The sequence below is a fragment of the Alkalihalobacterium alkalinitrilicum genome (genome assembly GCF_002019605.1).
GTDB classification, from domain to species: domain Bacteria; phylum Bacillota; class Bacilli; order Bacillales; family Bacillaceae_F; genus Alkalihalobacterium; species Alkalihalobacterium alkalinitrilicum.
On the sequence record NZ_KV917368.1, the window covers coordinates 2997774 to 3015717 of the forward strand.

At 37.0% G+C, this 17944-nt stretch carries 18 protein-coding genes; 6 read left to right on the forward strand and 12 right to left on the reverse strand.

Translation table 11 applies throughout. The features are described from left to right. Positions 1 to 80: 80 nt before the first annotated feature. From BK574_RS14375 to queG, 3 genes are all read right to left on the reverse strand, one after another. Positions 81 to 977, reverse strand: a complete 897-nt coding sequence (locus BK574_RS14375) for an amidase domain-containing protein (RefSeq protein ID WP_078429087.1) — start codon at positions 975 to 977, stop codon at positions 81 to 83. 157 nt (positions 978 to 1134) lie between these two features. Then, a complete protein-coding gene (locus BK574_RS14380) occupies positions 1135 to 1665 on the reverse strand; it encodes a methylated-DNA--[protein]-cysteine S-methyltransferase (protein ID WP_078429088.1) in 531 nt (176 codons plus the stop codon). A 69-nt stretch (positions 1666 to 1734) separates the two neighbouring features. Beyond that, positions 1735 to 2874, reverse strand: coding sequence for a tRNA epoxyqueuosine(34) reductase QueG (gene queG / locus BK574_RS14385; RefSeq protein ID WP_078429089.1), 1140 nt, complete (start codon positions 2872 to 2874; stop codon positions 1735 to 1737). Positions 2875 to 2960: 86 nt separating this feature from the next. On the opposite strand from queG, the gene BK574_RS14390 reads away from it, so the two are divergent. Further along, the gene (locus BK574_RS14390) at positions 2961 to 3629 is read left to right on the forward strand and encodes a B3/B4 domain-containing protein (RefSeq protein WP_180320615.1); all 669 of its coding nucleotides are present in this window, start codon (positions 2961 to 2963) and stop codon (positions 3627 to 3629) included. A 99-nt stretch (positions 3630 to 3728) separates the two neighbouring features. Beyond that, positions 3729 to 4169 carry a Dps family protein gene (locus tag BK574_RS14395; protein ID WP_075388153.1) on the forward strand — a complete coding sequence of 147 codons (441 nt, stop codon included), beginning with the start codon at positions 3729 to 3731 and terminating at the stop codon, positions 4167 to 4169. Positions 4170 to 4412: 243 nt separating this feature from the next. Here BK574_RS14395 and BK574_RS27570 read toward each other — a convergent pair whose 3' ends face one another. Next, on the reverse strand, positions 4413 to 4586 hold the full coding sequence (locus BK574_RS27570; protein WP_158211665.1) for a hypothetical protein: 174 nt from the start codon (positions 4584 to 4586) through the stop codon (positions 4413 to 4415). A gap of 164 nt (positions 4587 to 4750) precedes the next feature. On the opposite strand from BK574_RS27570, the gene BK574_RS14400 reads away from it, so the two are divergent. Continuing rightward, positions 4751 to 5614, forward strand: a complete 864-nt coding sequence (locus BK574_RS14400) for a LysM peptidoglycan-binding and 3D domain-containing protein (protein WP_078429090.1) — start codon at positions 4751 to 4753, stop codon at positions 5612 to 5614. Positions 5615 to 6071: 457 nt separating this feature from the next. On the opposite strand, the gene BK574_RS14405 is transcribed toward BK574_RS14400, so the two are convergent. Together BK574_RS14405 and BK574_RS14410 are read right to left on the reverse strand one after the other, a co-directional pair. Then, positions 6072 to 7676 (reverse strand): ABC transporter permease, encoded by a 1605-nt coding sequence (locus BK574_RS14405; protein ID WP_078430874.1) that lies wholly within the window; start codon positions 7674 to 7676, stop codon positions 6072 to 6074. Continuing rightward, positions 7676 to 8593 (reverse strand): ABC transporter ATP-binding protein, encoded by a 918-nt coding sequence (locus BK574_RS14410; protein ID WP_078429091.1) that lies wholly within the window; start codon positions 8591 to 8593, stop codon positions 7676 to 7678. Before BK574_RS14410 ends, BK574_RS14405 begins: the two co-directional genes overlap by 1 nt. A 188-nt stretch (positions 8594 to 8781) precedes the next feature. Here BK574_RS14410 and BK574_RS14415 point away from each other — a divergent pair, with 188 nt between their 5' ends. Then, positions 8782 to 9369 (forward strand): TetR/AcrR family transcriptional regulator, encoded by a 588-nt coding sequence (locus tag BK574_RS14415; RefSeq protein ID WP_078429092.1) that lies wholly within the window; start codon positions 8782 to 8784, stop codon positions 9367 to 9369. 132 nt (positions 9370 to 9501) lie between these two features. On the opposite strand, the gene BK574_RS14420 is transcribed toward BK574_RS14415, so the two are convergent. The 4 genes from BK574_RS14420 to garR all read right to left on the reverse strand — a co-directional run bounded on the left by BK574_RS14420 (position 9502) and on the right by garR (position 14337). Next, the gene (locus BK574_RS14420; protein ID WP_078429093.1) at positions 9502 to 10344 is read right to left on the reverse strand and encodes a class II fructose-bisphosphate aldolase; all 843 of its coding nucleotides are present in this window, start codon (positions 10342 to 10344) and stop codon (positions 9502 to 9504) included. A gap of 288 nt (positions 10345 to 10632) precedes the next feature. Continuing rightward, positions 10633 to 11976, reverse strand: coding sequence for a GntP family permease (locus BK574_RS14425; RefSeq protein WP_075388158.1), 1344 nt, complete (start codon positions 11974 to 11976; stop codon positions 10633 to 10635). Between the two features lie 25 nt (positions 11977 to 12001). After that, positions 12002 to 13444: a four-carbon acid sugar kinase family protein gene (locus BK574_RS14430; RefSeq protein ID WP_078429094.1), complete on the reverse strand. Its 1443-nt coding sequence runs from the start codon at positions 13442 to 13444 to the stop codon at positions 12002 to 12004. A 5-nt stretch (positions 13445 to 13449) separates the two neighbouring features. Continuing rightward, a complete protein-coding gene (garR, locus tag BK574_RS14435) occupies positions 13450 to 14337 on the reverse strand; it encodes a 2-hydroxy-3-oxopropionate reductase (protein WP_078429095.1) in 888 nt (295 codons plus the stop codon). Between the two features lie 284 nt (positions 14338 to 14621). Here garR and BK574_RS14440 point away from each other — a divergent pair, with 284 nt between their 5' ends. Both BK574_RS14440 and BK574_RS14445 read left to right on the forward strand, forming a co-directional pair. Beyond that, entirely contained in the window at positions 14622 to 15233 is a 612-nt protein-coding gene (locus tag BK574_RS14440; protein ID WP_075388161.1) for a GntR family transcriptional regulator, read from the forward strand. 176 nt (positions 15234 to 15409) lie between these two features. After that, positions 15410 to 15808 (forward strand): VOC family protein, encoded by a 399-nt coding sequence (locus tag BK574_RS14445; RefSeq protein ID WP_075388162.1) that lies wholly within the window; start codon positions 15410 to 15412, stop codon positions 15806 to 15808. 105 nt (positions 15809 to 15913) lie between these two features. On the opposite strand, the gene nagB is transcribed toward BK574_RS14445, so the two are convergent. Together nagB and nagA are read right to left on the reverse strand one after the other, a co-directional pair. Further along, a complete protein-coding gene (gene nagB, locus BK574_RS14450; protein ID WP_078429096.1) occupies positions 15914 to 16651 on the reverse strand; it encodes a glucosamine-6-phosphate deaminase in 738 nt (245 codons plus the stop codon). Next, positions 16648 to 17847, reverse strand: a complete 1200-nt coding sequence (nagA, locus tag BK574_RS14455) for an N-acetylglucosamine-6-phosphate deacetylase (protein ID WP_078430875.1) — start codon at positions 17845 to 17847, stop codon at positions 16648 to 16650. Before nagA ends, nagB begins: the two co-directional genes overlap by 4 nt. Between the last annotated feature and the right edge of the window lie 97 nt (positions 17848 to 17944).

Consider the following 17944-nt stretch of genomic DNA (forward strand, 5'->3'; position numbering starts at 1 on the left):
TGTAAAATATCACTCCAACCTTACACACAACCACAAATAAAAAAGGTACAGCGTTTATAAGAAACTGTACCTTACTTGGATTATGAGTCTGTAATTCGAAAAAATTTATACTTAATGTTTGGAGTCCAAGCGGTTGAGTCCTCATATTTCCAATAGCGCATCCTACTATTTGTTGTTTGTGCATTTACAAGTGGTTCACCATTTTCATCTTTCGCAACAACAATTGTGTTATGTTGCCACCTGCCATCACCTGTAAAATCATAACAAATCACATCACCTGGTATCAATTCACTCGCCGCAGACATTTCTTTTCCTCTCAAACCTGCTTGTGCACCACTTAAATGCCATCGAAGCGAGTGGGCAACTGACCAACTAAAACTCCAGTTCTTGCCTTGATACCACCAACCGTTAGACCGATTTGGAAAACCCGTCATTGGTGCACCTCCCGCTTTCAAACACTGAGATATGAAATTGGTACAGTTATCTCCAAACTTTTTATAAGCAGGATTATAATTGTTCCACCATCTTTCAGCATATCTAACTGCTTCTCTGCGATCATAATGCCAACGTTCTAGTGTCTCTTCACCATTGCTCATCCTCTCAAGGCTAGGTGTTGTTTCTCCCTCCCTATCAACTTGTATTTCCACGTCATCTACTAACTCGTTTTGATTAAACTTAGCTTGACGGTGTTGAATGATTTCTTCTATATAAAAATTGTTATTTTGTTTTATTGAATGTTGAAAATGCAATACATAGTCAATTTTTTCATTGCCATCATAGGTTTGGTTTCCTAGGACTTGAGCATTTACAATAGAATTTACAAGTTCACTCTTTCTTGTTTTCAGGCTACTTAATTTTCGTCCTAAACACTCTCTTTCATCCGTTGTTAAAAAAACTTCATCATTGCGAAAACTGTCCACATACATGCGATTTCTTTTTTCAATTAGACGCTTTAATTGTTCATACCGATCTGTCATAGGAGATGCCCCTCCTTTTAATCATTTTTCCTCACTAAAGATCCATATTCAACAACGAAACCAGTAAGAACAAAGAAAAGCGGAAGGCTCTTGTTTAGCCCCCCAACAAATCGACATAAAAAAAGGTAGGAATTCTTCCTACCCTTTAAGCGATGTTCTATGAAATTTTTTCAATCGCACCTTCCATCTGAAGGAGTATTTCTTTTTTATCTAATCCCCCTCCATACCCTACCATTGCGCCATTACTACCGATTACGCGATGGCACGGGATAATGATTGGAATTGGATTTTGGTTATTGGCTCCCCCGATTGCCCTTACAGCTTTAGGTGCACCAATCGCCTGCGCGATTTGCTTGTATGATCGCGTCTCTCCGTATCCTATGTTTCTAAGTGCTTCCCAAACCTTCTTTTGAAAACCTGTTCCATAAAGATCAATTGGCAGTTGAAAGTGGTTACGCTCACCTAGAAAATACTCTGTTAATTGCTCAATAGCAGGAGATATCTTTTCTTTATTATGTTCAAGTTCTCCTTTAATTCCTTGCTTTTTTAACCATGCCTTAAGGATCGGTAAACTAAATTCTGTTGAACCAAAGTGAATGTGGCAAATTCCTTGATCGGTTGCCGAAATTGTTAAAGTCCCAATTGGGCTATCCATTTCATCATAATACACCGTTGACTGAGCCGACATGTTATCCCTTCCTTCCAACTCCAGTCTTGTACCTATCTTACTGAATAAATAAAATCTTTTCCACGGACGTTATGGCCCTTGAGCGATGATTTCAAGCCCTCTATTTATCTCACCTACAACATCCGTGTCTTTTTCTTGGTCTTTCGCATATTTTAGCTGTTTTTCTACAGATTTGCCACCAATAATTGCTAAGGCCCATGCTGCGGTTCCACGAATAACAGGGCGTGGATCTTTCTTTAGTAGTTCAGTTAAAGGCTCAATTGCTTTTTCTTCTTTAAAGTGGGCTAACGCAATAATCGCATTTCGTTGAATGGGTTTTTTTCCTCTCCATGCTCCTGAAACATGACCAAACCGCTCTTTAAACTCTCGATTACTCAATGATAACAATGGTAAAAGCAGTGGTTTAGCAATTTCGGGATCAGGTTCCATTTCACCATGGAGCCGAAAATCTTTTCCTCTATTCTCTGGACATACTTGTTGACATGTGTCACACCCATATAAACGATTTCCTAATTTTGTTCGAAACTGTTCAGGTAAAAAGCCTTTCGTTTGTGTGAGGTACGCAATGCACTTTTGAGAATTCAACTGGCCACCTTGAACGAGTGCACTTGTAGGGCAAGCATCGATACAGCGCTGACATGAACCGCACTGGTCTTCAAGTGGTTGATCTGGTGGAAATGGAATCGATGTTATCATTTCCCCCAAATATACGTAGCTACCGAACTCAGGTGTAATAATTGCACAATTTTTACCACTCCAACCAATACCTGCTCTTTCAGCTACTGCTCGATCCGAAAGTTCACCTGTATCAACCATCGATTTCATATGAACATTAGGTACTTTCTCTAATATAAAATTTTCTAAGAGCTGTAATTTTTCTTTTAAAATGTGATGATAATCTTCCCCCCAGGATGCTCTACAAAAAGTCCCCCTTCTTTCACCTTTAATACTTTTTGGTGGATTTTGCATTTTAGAAGGATATGCTAAGGCAATTGCAATAATTGATCTTGCTTCAGGAGTGATATATTTCGGATCAACCCGTTTCAGTAAATCTGGTTCCTCAAATCCTGATTCATAACCTAATTCGCGGTGGGTAGTAAGTCTATCCTTTAATGTCAAAAATGGATTAGCACTAGTAAAGCCAATTTTATCTATTTCAATACTTTTACTATATGCAATGATTTCATCTTTTAACTGGGCATATGCCATATAAAAAACCCTTTCTTTCAAAGTTACATTAATTATATGCTACACTAAATGAAAACTAAAAATAAAGAGGTGTTCTTTTGGAAGATATGGTGCAGCTAACAATAGCTGATGAAGTTAAAAAACTTGTACCTCAATTCAAAATCGGTATGATTACGTATCAACCAATTGTCGTTTCAGACTCCCCGCAAATGTTAAAAGGAAGAATTCGTTTTTATCAGGAGGAAATGGTACTGCAACTTGAAGATAATGAACTTCATCAATACCCTTCAATTGCTGAATGGCGAAAAACTTTTAAGATACTTAATATGGACCCTATAAGGTATCGGCCATCATCTGAAGCTCTCTTACGAAGGTTGAAAAAAGGGGAATTTTTACCATCTATAAATTCAGCGGTCGATATAAATAATTTCTTGTCTTTACGTCATCAAATTCCAATCGGTATATATGATTTAGACCAGTTAAATGGACCTATTTCCATTGGAATTGGCACTAATAAAGATTATTACATAGGAATTAACGAAAAAAAAAACAATATGGAGGGAAAACTTTTATCTTCTGATAATAAAGGACCTTTTGGTAGTCCGATCGTGGATTCAAAACGCTCCATCGTAACCGAAGAAACATCTCAAGCCCTTCACCTCATTTATCTTCAACCCTCAATGAAGGAAAGCGAATGTAAACTATTACTTCAGTCTGTTGGTGAAATGTTCACTCAAATTCATGGTGGTAACTTTCAACTTACAATCGTCACATAATTGGAATATATTTCACGAAAAGGTCACTAAAACTGGTTTATTTATAAGCTAACATGGGAATTAGTAAAGTGTGAAGATAATTGAAAGGATGATGATTGAATGAGTCAAGAAAAAGTATCTATAATTCTGAATAAGCAAATCGCAAACTGGAGTGTACTGTTCGTTAAACTTCACAATTACCACTGGTATGTTAAAGGACCACAATTTTTCACTCTTCATGCCAAGTTCGAAGAGTTCTATAATGAAGCAGCACTTCATATTGACGAGCTAGCTGAACGATTGTTAGCTCTAAGAGGACAGCCTGTAGCAACAATGAAAGAATACTTAGAAACTGCTTCTGTTTCTGAAGCAACTGGAAATGAAACAGCTGATGAAATGGTGTCTTCAATTATTCAAGATTTTGATACGTTAATTGAGGAATTAAAAGAAGGTATGGAAGCAGCAGACACACTTGGTGATGAAACGACTGCAGATATGCTTCTTGCGATTCACCAATCATTAGAGAAACACAACTGGATGTTACGTTCTTTCTTAAAATAATATTCTCACCTAGTAAAAATCTGGTCCTCATTTTATAGAAGGACCAGATTTTTTTACATCTTCACATTTTGCTTTTTATCACCAATAATAAAAGGGATATTCATAAATTTGTACAGTTCCCCAGGTAAAATAAACGTACTCATCGCAATATGAGCTTCTTTGATCATTTGACTGTAATTTTTTGCTCAGTTCATCTTCATAAAGGTTACCTAGAGGTAACAAAGTAAAAAAACTAGTCCATCTTTAGTTGTTAGGTAGTGCAACTGGTAATTCAATCGTATACGCATGATACTGATTTTCATATACTAACTTTTCCATCTCCTGCTCCATTACTTCCTCTACTTGATTTTGTAAGGTATCTCCTTGTGTTGTTTCTTGTTCTACTTCAATTGTGAGTAAATCTATTAATTTTCCCATAATTTTATATCATTTTTGTTGGTTATTCAGTTTCGCGTAACAGGTCTTACATATTGGAGTAATTTGTGTAAAGTATTTGTTAACAGCTTGTTCTTTGTCTGACCACTTTTTGTGCTATCATAAAAACCACTTAAAGTATTTACAGAAAAAAATGGAGGTAGCATATGAAGAAAAGTTTCATTTCTTTAATGACTGTAGCTGCAGTTTGCGGAACATTTAGTGGAGGGGCTCATATTTCTGCTAAAGAAGTTACCGTTGAAAAAGGAGATACATTATGGGGAATTGCACAAGAGAATAATATATTAGTAGATGACTTAAAAGAATGGAACAACCTATCAAGTCACCTTATCTACCCTGATGACCAGTTAAAAGTGGCGCTCACAGAGGAATACCTTATTGAAAAAGGGGATACATTGTCATATATTGTTGAAAAATATGAAGGAGTTACTTTAAAAGAGTTACAGGAGTGGAACCAGTTAGAAGATCCAGACCTTATTAAATCAGGCGATACGCTAACGATTTATGTAAAAGGCGCCCCTTATAATAAAAAAATCGTGACTACTTCTCTAGAAACAAATGAAAACCAATCTATAGAAGAGAGTAATGTAAAAGTAAACGAACAAGGTGAAACAAAAAGCACTACCAATGAAAAACCAATTGTTCAAGAACAAGAAGCTTCAGCAGCTGTGGACGAGCCTATTAAAAGTCAAGAAGATACAAAAGAAGATACTGACGTAGCTATGGAGTTGACAATGACTGCTACAGCATACACCGCATCTTGTGATGGGTGTTCAGGTATTACAGCAACGGGGATTAATTTAATCGATAACCCTGATAAAAAAGTCATCTCAGTTGACCCCGATGTCATCCCATTAGGGTCAAAAGTTTACGTTGAGGGTTACGGTAATGCCATCGCAGGTGATACTGGCGGTGCCATTCAAGGAAACAAAATTGATATTTTCATTCCAAACAAGCAAGATGCAATCAATTGGGGAGTACAAGAGGTTAAGGTTAAAGTATTTAACTAAAATAAAACTACCATGTCAACTACGATATGGTAGTTTTTCTTTAGTTTAAACCTCTACTTCAACTGTCCATTTTTCCAAAATATGAAACTCTTGTAAGCTACTGAGCATATAATATCAATATTATAGATGATACTGTTCTTTATTATCAGTTTTGAGCGTACTCATGATTTAAACGAGAGAGGATGGTGGGATAAATAATGATGAGTACACCGTTTTACTGTAACCAGTGCGGGAGAGACTTAATAGCTGAAGATCATAAAAATAGCGGCGATTTTTGTAATCATTGCAAGAACAAAACAGAAACTCAGATTGAAAATAGTACTTATAAAGGACTATTAGGTGAGTCAACATGGTGGAAGGAGCGCAAATAATGCGCTTTTTTTCTGAAATTTTTTTTCCATAAGGATGAACAACCTCCCGTTAAACAAATAATTTAACGAGAGGCCAACCACTACCATTATCCTTCAATGTCACGTTTATTGTACCCCCAGAAACCGAGGAAAACGAAAATGACTGCAATACTTGTTAAGATGAAAATGTTCAAAATTCCAACTTCCTCTATTGGATATTGTGGAATATGACCAAATGGCGATAGCTTCCCCATCCATTCGGGGAATTGAAGTAAGCCACCTAAATAGACTACAAAGAACGAATATCCTAGATACAACCAAGTAATGCTTGTCAGCTGTGGGAAGTAACCAATCAAAAACACAGCTACTCCAATCATGAGCCATATCGCTGGCAAATAAATCAGGCCAGCATTAAATATGGTAGAAAATGATATAGCGCTTTCCATTACAGATTCAGCTGCAAACCATAAACCAACCAATGATAGCAACAACATGAAGGTCCCAAAGATAATGGAAACTAAAAAATAACTCCCAATTAACTTTGTACGAGAAACTGCTCTTGCTACTAAATGTTCTGTCATATTCTTCTTTTCTTCGCTTCTTAGCTTTATCATAAAGAGTAGCGCTGGAACGGTACAAAGCATAGCAATAACAGACATTAACATTGGTAAAAATTGATCAATTAAAGAAAGTCCTTCTACTGGTGTTAAAAATTCAGCTAACATTTCATTACTTGCAAAAAATGACTCTAAATCTCCAAATACAGAACCGTAGGATGCTCCTAAAATAAACATACCAATCGCCCAGGCAATAATAGCTGTACGTTGTAACCGAATAGCTAAGCCAAATGGATTTTTCAGAAAGCGTGATGCGTGTATTTTACCTGGCTTTGCTGTGAAAAATCCTGCTCCTAGATCACGGATCGTATTTAAATATAAAGCAACGATCATTAAAATAAATGCGGCAACCATCGTTAAAACAATCGGCCACCAATAATTATTAACATACACTTCTGTTCCTAAAATCCACCCTAGCGGTGAAAACCAAGAAAGGGTTTCATTACTAACATCTCCTACAGCACGGATTAAATAAGATACACCTAACACCGTAAAGGAATATCCTATCGCTCCTCGCGAATTTTCTGAAGCTTGAGCAAACAATGCTGTGACACTCATGAAGAAAATACCCGTTGCTCCTAAAGCAGCTCCATATAATAAAGAACCTTGAAGATCTATACTTTCTATTTGTAAAGCAAACAATCCAAAACCAACGATGATAGCTAAAAGTATATTCATAATACACATCACGATCATTGATGAACTAACATTCGCTAACCTTCCCACAGGTAAAGAACGAATGAGTTCAATCCGACCTTCTTCTTCATCAGCACGAGTATGACGAGTAACAAGTAAGATATTCATAATCGCCACAGTGATCGCTGTGAATAGCAACATTTGATGAGCCATCATGGCTCCTGCAGTGTAATTATCTAACCCATATCCAGGTCCAACCATAGCAGTCATTGCTGGGTTTCTCATCGTCTCAGCAATCGCTTGTCGTTCTTGTTCCGACTGATATAAACCTGTGAAGGAAGAAGCCGTAATAATAGTTATTAGACTTATCGCCGGTAACCAAATTGAAAGACGAATTCGATCACTTCTTACAATAAATCGAGACAAACTTCCCGTATGATTATAAAGAGGCTTCCACATCATTCGGCCCCTCCTACTCCTGTTTTAGAAGAATGATTCTCTCCTTCATAATGACGCATAAATAATTCTTCTAATGTAGGTGGTGAGCTTTCTAGCTTCACTATTCCAAGCTGACTAACATATCTCATGACTTCATCCAACTCATCTGCATCCACTTGAAATGAAAATGACTCGTCTTTTATTTCTATATCATGAACACCTTTAAATTCACTTAATGCTGTCATCGGTTGTTTCGTCTCCACGAGTAAATTTATTCTTGTTAAATGACGTAGCTCTTGCAATGTACCAGACTCGATTACTTTGCCTTCCCGAATAATTCCAACTTTATCACACAGCTTTTCTACTTCAGATAAAATATGACTAGAAAGCAAGACACTTTTCCCAGCTTGTTTGGCCTCATTCACACAATCTTGAAATATTTTCTCCATTAAAGGATCCAGACCTGAAGTCGGCTCATCAAAAATGTACAGATCGGCATCCGCTAGAAATGCAGCCACTAAGGCAACCTTTTGCCGATTACCTTTAGAATACGTACGGCACTTTTTCGATGGATCTAGTTTAAACATTTCGATTAATTCTTCACGTCGAATAGAATGATGCGTCCCTCGTAGTTTCATAAATAAATCAATAACTTCCCCACCAGTTAAATTGGGCCATAGATTTACATCTCCAGGTACATACGCAATTCGTTTATGAATTTCGACCGCATCTTTCCAAGCATCCTTTCCAAAGATTTCAACTTTCCCCTCAGTCGCCTTCAAAATACCTAGTAGAACACGAATAGCCGTTGACTTCCCTGCCCCATTTGGTCCAATAAAGCCGTATATTTCTCCTTTATTGACCTCCAAATTAACACCGTCTAATGCTTTAAATTTTCCAAACGTTTTTGTTAAATTGGATGCTTTTAGTATAGTCATGACGTCCTCCTCTTATATTCCACCTTACTTTTACCATTCTTTAACTACAAACTTTAAATTTAAATTATGAAATTTTTTCACTTATATATTTCATAATATATATTAATATTAAACTTTACAACTAGTTATGAAATATTTTATTTGTTTTATTACATATCTTTTATTAAACTAACAGTGAGGTGACAGAAATGGACGGATTTCAAAGGCGTAGAGAACAGAAGAAAAAAGATATACTAGAAGCAGCCACAGTTCTATTTATGGAGCACGGAATTCAAAAAGTTTCGATTTCAGAAATTGCGAAAGAAGCAAGCGTTTCACAAGTTACAATATATAATTATTTTGAAAGCAAGCATAACTTAATTCATGATACGTTTCTTTATTATGTTAATAAGGCTGTCACTGATTTTGAAGAAGTAATTCATAGTGATGTTCCTTTCCCTGATAAAATCAAGAAAATTATTTTTAATAAAAAAGAAGTAGCAAATCATATCCATGAAGAATTTTATCAATACTTAATGAAAGAAAACTCAGCTGAGGGGAATTTTATCGAGAAGATTTACGTAGAAAAAGTAATCCCTTACTTCAAACAACTATTCGAAGATGGAAAAAACCAAGGATTTGTTGATCCAAATTTATCAGAAGAAGCGATTTTATTTTATATTAAAATGCTAAAAGATTATATCCAACAAGAAACCGTCTACCAAAAAGTCTTGCCACTAACGGAAGATATAACGAACATTTTCTTCTATGGAATTTGTGGAAAAAAAGATGAATGATCCGTATAAAACATTGTTATATAAAACAATAGAATTACCTAATCTCCCAAATTTTCTTTTTTTAAATCTCAACATAATTTTCATATAACAAAAAAGCATAACCTCTTTATCATAGAGGTTACGCCATAGTGCTTATCTTTTACTATTAGAAAACAACTGAACAAACTTCGTCATGACAGGCTCGATCGTTTCTTGCACATCTGACATCACTGTAGAAAGATGAACGATATCGTTCGTTTCAAAGTATTCTTTTAAATACGATACCGCTGCCATTGATACTTCTGTATTGACATTTATTTTACAAATCCCTCGATTAATCGATTCAGAAATAATTTCGTCTGGAGTTCCAGAGCCACCATGAAGCACAAGTGGGACAGCAACTTCTTCTTGAATTTTCTCTAGTAACTCTAAGTTAATTTTTGGTTCACCTTGAGACATACCGTGAACTGTCCCAATCGCTGCTGCTAAGAAATCTACACCTGTCTCCTCGACAAAGTGTCTTGCAGATTGAGGATCGGTAAGCGTTCCTGAACCTTCCTCCTCATCAGAATAAGCACCTTTGGCAAGCGAGCCAATTTCCGCTTCTACTGATACACCAGCCATATGTGCAATCTCAACAATTTCCTTCGTGTGTTTAATGTTTTCCTCTAAATCGAATTTTGATCCATCATACATAACAGAAGAAAATCCACAACGGATTGCCCGAATAATCGATTCTTTCTCATAAGCATGATCTAAATGAAGTGCTACTGGCACTGGTACTTTTGCTGCTAACGCGTGTACCATCGCAGCAAAGCCTTCGACATCAACGGTTGGAAAATATCTTTCTCCAAGTGCAATAATTACTGGTTTATTTTCCTTAACTGCCACGTTGATAGCGGCTTGAACCGTTTCTAAATTATAAACATTAAAGGCCGCAACAGCATATTTGTCTTTTTGGGCATCTTTCAAAATTTCTAACGTATTTACAAGCATTATGTACACCTCTTCTTCTTTTAGATTAAAGAACGTCTAGAAAGTCACTATTCTAACCAACTTCCTAGACGTTCATCTTGAGTTTTATCCCGTTTAACTGGCGCTAAGACTCCCACTTCAAGACTTTGAGGTAACAAGAAAGACTAAATGGGAGACGGTTTGAACACAGACTAAGGTCGCCACGTCCTGTGGCAACGTCTGTGTGACCCACATCCTGTGGGCCTCAGTAAACAACCCGATTGGTTTAACTAACATTCAGTGGGGATGAAAGAAAACCCCCACTAAACTTTATAGTCCTGGTAAAATTCCAGAGAATAAGCTTAAAATATAAACAGTTGTAAGCGCTGTTAGTCCAGCGATAAATCCACCTACTGTCCATGCTTTCAATGTTTGTGGGATCGTTAATTTACCAAATTTATTAACTACCCAGAAGCCTGAGTCATTTGGTAATGATAAACCGATTGCACCCGCACAAATCGCAAGACCTAATAAAATTGGAGTCACACCTAAATCAATTGCAAGCGGTCCTAAAATACTAGAAGTTGTTACAAGTGCTACCGTCGCAGAACCTAATGAAGCACGTAAAATTTGCGAGAAAATAAAGGCTAGTAATAGAACTGGGATGCTCCAACTTTGCATCGTCGTAATTAAATGATCACCAATTCCACTTTGGTTAATTACAGCCCCAAACGCTCCACCTGCACCAGTAATTAATAAAATAATTCCTGCAGAGTTAATCGCTTCTGTATAAAGAGTTTGCTTAGACTTATTGATATAAGGCGTTAATACAATAATGGCAACAATAACACTGATAAATAACGCTACGTTTTTATCTCCGATAAACCCTAACACTAATGATAATGTTGTATCTGGGAACAATAATTTTGAAAATGTGTTTAATAAAATTAATAGAATTGGTAAAGCTAACATCCATAACGATAAACTAGTACTAATTTCTTTTTTCGGTGTAAATTCTGAAGTTACAACCTCTTCTTCAATCTCACCAGAGTGGTTAAATCTTTTCCCAATAAACATCCCATACAAATATCCACCGACTAATGTTGCTGGAATGGCACAAATAATACCGTATAAAATGAATAACCCTAAATCTGATTGTGTGTTCTCTGCTACAATTAACGGTCCTGGCGTTGGTGCGATCATACTATGTGAAACGATTAAACCAACACCTAAAGCGGTAACAAACGATACAATTGAAATGCCTGTTTTCTTAGATAAGCTTTTAATTAAACCACTTAAAATAACGAATGCTGCATCAAAGAATACTGGAATAGATACAGCTGTACCTGTAATCGCTAAACCTGCAGGTGATTTTTCCTTTCCGAAAGCTTTTAAAACTGCTTGAGCAATCTTTTCGATTGCACCCGAAGCCGCTAAAAATGTTCCGAAAATAACTCCCAAACCAATCAATATACCAACACCTACTAAGGTGTTACCAAATCCACCTGCTACTATTCCAGGCACTTCATTTAATGGAATTCCAATTACAACTGCTGTTCCTAAAGCTACAGCAATTAATGCGAGGAATGGCTCAAGTTTCATTTTTAAAATTAAGAAAAATAGTGCTGCTAACGATAAGATAAAAATGACAATTAATAAGTTTCCTGTCACCATAATTTAAAATTCTCCTCTCATATAATTAACCTTTTATTTCTTCTAGTTCTATTACAACCTCTTTTAACGTTGTATCTGCACCTACATTCCCTGGGAATACTACATATGGAATATACGGGAAGGTACTCTCCTCACCTGTTTTCCAGACTGGAATTCCTGGAGCAATTTGGCCTGCAACTATCGCTCTTTTTACGCATAATCCTTTTGTCCCTACATCACTAGAGGTAATTCCACCTTTAGCGATAATATAATTCGGTCTTACTTCGAAATTTCGAACGATGCTTGTAACTGCTTCTGAGATTTCCACTGATAATTTAAGTTCTTCTTCCTTCATGCCTTCTCCTAAATCAAGCCGCTCACGCTTCGTGAAGATAACAGTCGTAACTCCATTGGACACCTTCTCTTCTGCTTCTTTTCGAACGCGATCCACTTCTTGCTGAAAAGCGTCTTTGTTTAAAACAAGGTGACAATCAAATTCGATAAAATGCAACGAGTTGACAGTTTGTAATGCTTGAAGTTGTGCGGTTGTTTTTTGAACATGGGAGCCAACGATAATGAGTCCACCGTTACTTAAATTCTCTTCAATTAAGTCATCTCTTTTTAATAATGGGCGTGAAGAAATTCCACCAATTACTTTCGTAAAAGTAGCAGCTGTGCGGAACAAGAAGCGCTTTCCTTTATTCATAGCAAGTGTAAGCGCAATGGAAAAGACCATCACATCATCGTCTTCCAATGCATTCACCACAACTTTATTAAATCCAGAAACATTCATTAATTGCTCCGTAATTCCCTCTATGTCTAGCTTACGAATACTTTCTAATGAAATATAAGTGACATCCTCTTTCGTGTAAGTACCGTTTGTTTTCTCTTCAATCCATTCACCAAGATGACTAGCTTTATATCCAAAAGTTCGATCTTTAGCAAATTCGGTTTCACCTGCTGGGACTAACTTTTCACCGTATTGAACATAATGAATATTATCTACCGTCAGGCGTCCTCCCTGTTTAAAAAAAGGTAATAAAATTTCGCCGTCCATTTTTACATTCGCGTGACGTTCTATCGTTTCTTTCATGACCTCTGTCTCTAATGGATAGTGCCCACGTAATGTAGAGTCTCCTCTACTAATGATGAGGTACGGTTTATTCATAGCTTGAGCAACTTGCTCCACTCTCATGGCAATATCTCGGTGAACCTCTTCCGTTTCCTTTGCTGAAAAGGCTCTTGAGTTCGTTAAAATAAAAAAGATTTGGTTTTCTTCTTGAAACCCTTTTTCAATCGTTTCTTTTGTCCAATCCGTATAGACGCTTACACTATGAACCGTTTGTACACCAGTCGGATCATCGTCTAAAACTATGACTTTATGTTGAAAAGAAGGTCGAACTTCATTCCATAACTTCGTCAATTCTTCTTTATTAATTGGTTGATAAGAAGTAAGGACTTCGTCAACGTTTCTCTCATTTATTGTCATTTATCTCACCCTTTTCTTACTTCTGTTTTAGCTAATTTTTCATAGTATTGGACTAAACCACCGTGATCATCTGCTTGCTTTCCATCCACCTGTAATGCATGGAACATTTCTAACACTTGACTTGATAGTGGTAACGGTACTCCAATTTCATGTGCTGTGTCCATAACGTTCGTTAGGTCTTTTAAGTTAATGTCTATACGTCCACCCGCTTGGAAGTTACGCTCTAAAATCATCGGAACCTTAGCATCTAAAACAGCACTTCCAGCTAATCCTCCTCGGATGGCTTGATACATCTTCTCAACATCAATTCCAGCCTTAGCAGCAAGAACAAGAGCTTCTGACATTGCGGCAATATTGACATTAACAATAATTTGATTAGCTAGTTTAGCTGTAGTACCACAACCATGATCACCAACTAGCACAATATCTTTTCCTACTGAAGTTAAAATGGGCTGTACTTTTTCAAAAATATGCTCTTTTCCTCCAACCATAATCGAAAGTGTTCCGTCAATTGCTTTAGGTTCTCCGCCACTTACTGGAGCATCTAGCATATGCATTCCACGTTCAGCTAACTTTGCTGCTATTTCCTTAGAAGCTACTGGTGTAATGGAACTCATATCTATAACGATCGTTCCTTCACTTGCGCCCTCAATGACACCGTTCTCATCCAAAACAACACTTTTGACATGCTCAGACTTTGGAAGCATCGTAATAATTACTTCACTATTTTGTGCAACTTCCTTTGGACATTGTGCTGCTTTAGCACCTTGTTCCATCATTTCCTTTACCGCTGTTTCATTTATATCAAATACTGTAACTTCATAACCATTTTTTAATAAGTTAAAAGCCATTGGCTTACCCATTATGCCAAGTCCGATAAAGCCTAATTTCATGTGTATTTCCTCCTCGTATGTTATAAAGCGTTTTCATGACCTGAGTTTATTGTACACAATTTGTTCATTTTTGTATACAATAATATTAAAATTGTATACATTTTTTATACTTTTAAATGTACGTCATTCCATCTATACTTTAAGTAGAGACCGAAAGTAATGAGTTCGTCCTCTTAGGGCCAAAACAAAAATGGAAAAAAACTTATTCCCTAAGGACATTTCGAACTTTATAAAAAGGAGGATAGGCTGTTGCAATTAGCAGGGTTAGCAGCAGTCGAATCAAAGTGACCAAACAAACAACAGCTTCTATTCAGGCATATGAATTTATACGTGATAAAATATTAAATGGTGAACTTTCAAGTGGAACCAAATTAGTAGAGGAAAAATTAGCTCTTGAATTAGGGATGAGTAGGACGCCTATTCGGGAGTCTATTCGTAAGTTGGAGCAAGAAGGATTAATTAAACAAAAGAAAGTAATTACGCCAACAGAGTCGGACCTCCGCCATATTTTTCAAATTAGAATGTTATTAGAAGGCTTTGCCTGTCGATGTGCCTCATCTTATATGACTGAGGAAACCTTACAAAAATTAGAGAACTGCGTGTCTACCGCAAAAACGGGGTCGGTGGAAGAAACGATGAAGGCAAACAAAGAATTTCACGATCTGATCGTTCAAGCCAGTAATAATCCAGTCATGATTGATATTATTGATCGAATGCAGTCTATTATTTATCTTTTCCGTAAAACCGTTGTCCTTCACAAACGACCGTTTCTTATTGATGAACATCAAGAAATTTACGAGGCAATTCGTGCTCATGACGGAGATCGGGCAGAACAACTAATGAAACAGCATTTACAATCCGATTGGGACTTTTGTTTACATTTATTAAAGCAATAGTAAATACCAAAGCAAAAATAAGGTGCCCAAAGTTATGTGATATGGGCACCTTATTTTACTTTTAATTAATTTATTTTTATAAAGCACATACTCAGTCCCTTTGAAACTCCACTTTTTCCATCTACCCCTTTACTATGTTATGCTTAATGAGTTAGATTTTTTAGGAGTTGAGTTATTTGATTACCTACAAAGGAATCCACCATGTTAGTTTAACGGTTACGAACTTAGATCAAGCTAAAGATTTTTACAGCAACATTTTAGGCTTAAAAGAAATTGAACGGCCTGCTTTTGACTTTCCAGGCGCTTGGTATGAAGTAGCAAACGGTCAACAGCTTCATCTCATCGTTCTACCTAATTCTCAAACCATTAGAAAAGATCAAAGTTTAAATAGCAGAGAAGGCCATTTTGCCATTAGAGTCGCCAACTATACTCACACATTGGACTGGTTGAAACTGCATCAGATTGAAATTTTAGAAAAACCAAAGAGCGTAAGTGGCTTCGCACAAATTTTTTGCGCCGATCCAGATGGTAACTTAATTGAACTTAATGTTGATCAAGCAGATATGAAAAAGTAGTAGAACTACTCACAGAGTGGTGCTACTGCCAGTTGTCGTGATTAAAAAAGGTGACTCAAAAGCGTCTGAGCTCTTCGCTCCTAACCTCACTTTTGAGTCACCCTATTATTGAAGTACGTTTACTTTGATACTTGCGGCTTGATCAGCAATGATGGTCACAGCAGGATGCTGTTTTAATACGGATGCAGGAAAGTTTTCACTTACTTCACCATGTAATAATTTATAGAAAGCTTCACTTTTACTTTCACCCGAAATAAGCAAAAGAATTTCTTTACTTTTCATAATCGTTCCAATCCCCATCGTAATCGCCCTTTTTGGAACTGCTTCTAGGCTATCAAAAAAACGAGCATTCGCTTTTCTTGTTGTTTCAGTTAAATCCACAATATGAGTGGTTGATTGAAACGAAGTTCCAGGTTCATTAAAGCCAATATGGCCATTACTACCGATACCTAGAATTTGAAGATCAATACCTCCATGGTTTTCAATCAATTTTTCATATGCAGATGCTTCTTTTTGTGGATCATTAACATCTCCATTAGGAATAAACGTATTCGCTTGATTTATATCAATATAATTAAATAATTTATCATTCATATAATAACGATAACTGTTCGGATCTCCCGCAGACAATCCAATGTATTCGTCTAAATTAAATGTTGTAATTCCCTCGTAAGATGTCTGGTTTTTTTGATGGTCGTTGATTAAATGTTGATACAGCCCCACAGGCGTTCCCCCTGTTGCCAGTCCAAGATTCAAACGTGGGCTTTTCTGAACTTTCTCTATTACATATGCTGCCGCTTTTTGACTCATTTCTTGATAATCTTTCACTTCAATGATCTTCATTCTGTAAGCCCTCCTCTCTCAAAAGCATGCTTCCCTCTGCAAAATGTCATCGTAACTTCTAAATCTTTATTAACAATAACGATGTCTGCATCTTTTCCTTCAGCTAGACTCCCTTTTTTATCATCTATTTTTAATAACCTGGCAGGGTTACCTGAAGCCATTTCGATCGCATCCTTGAGCGTACAACCTGTATAGGCAACGATATTCTTAAGGGCATCACCTAATTTTAAAATACTCCCCGCAAGTGTACCATCATGCAGGACCGCTTCCCCATTCTTTACAGTAACTTTTTGCCCACCTAAATCGTAAATACCGCTTTTTAAACATTTTGCTCTCATCGCATCGGATATTAAGATCATTCCCGTATTACCCTTATGCTTATAAGCCAGCTTTACCATTTCTGGTCTGACATGAATTCCATCCGCAATAATTTCAGCCATTAATTCCACGTGCAAAAGAGCAGCCCCAACTACACCTGGCTCCCGGTGGTGAAGCCCCCTCATTTGATTATAAAGATGCGTAACACCTCGCGCGCCTGCTTGGATCGCGCAATTTACTTCTTCATAAGTAGCATCAGTATGACCTATGGAAGCGACGATACCATTTTCGACGAGATAACGAATCATCTCAAAGCCCCCAGGCTGCTCAGGAGCTAATGTAACTAGCTTAATATTTCCTTTGGATAATTGTTGCCACTTTTTAAAGGTTTCCAAGTCTGGCTCAATGATATGCTCGAGAGGTTGTGCTCCTGCTCTTTTTGCGTTAATGAATGGTCCTTCTAAATGAATACCTAAGATCTCTGCTTTTCCAGACGCTTGTCCCGCTGTTATTAACTCACCAACATTGGTTACAGCTTGATCAATAGCTTCGACCTTTTGTGTCATCGTAGTTGCTAAAAAGCTCGTTGTCCCTTCTCTCGGAAGGGAACTTACCATTGTTTCTAGCGCGTCCTTTGTGGCATCCATCGTATCGGCACCATTAACCCCATGAATATGAATATCGATAAAACCAGGAATGATCTTGTCATCGGGAGCTACCTCAACAACATCATATTCTGCATCAATCTTTTGATGCTTCCATTCGCCTATTTCAACGATCTTTCCACCTTTAACCTTGATATATCCATTTTCAATTATCGAGTCTTCTGTATAAACTTGCCCGCCTTTAATTAAAAGTGATTTGCCTGTAGCCAACATTGGTAACTTCCTTTCTAGCTCTTGTAACTCCGAGTCTATGCCTTTTTTCATAAGATCTTCCTACAAGACATAAGTTTCTCAAACTTCCACCCAGTCC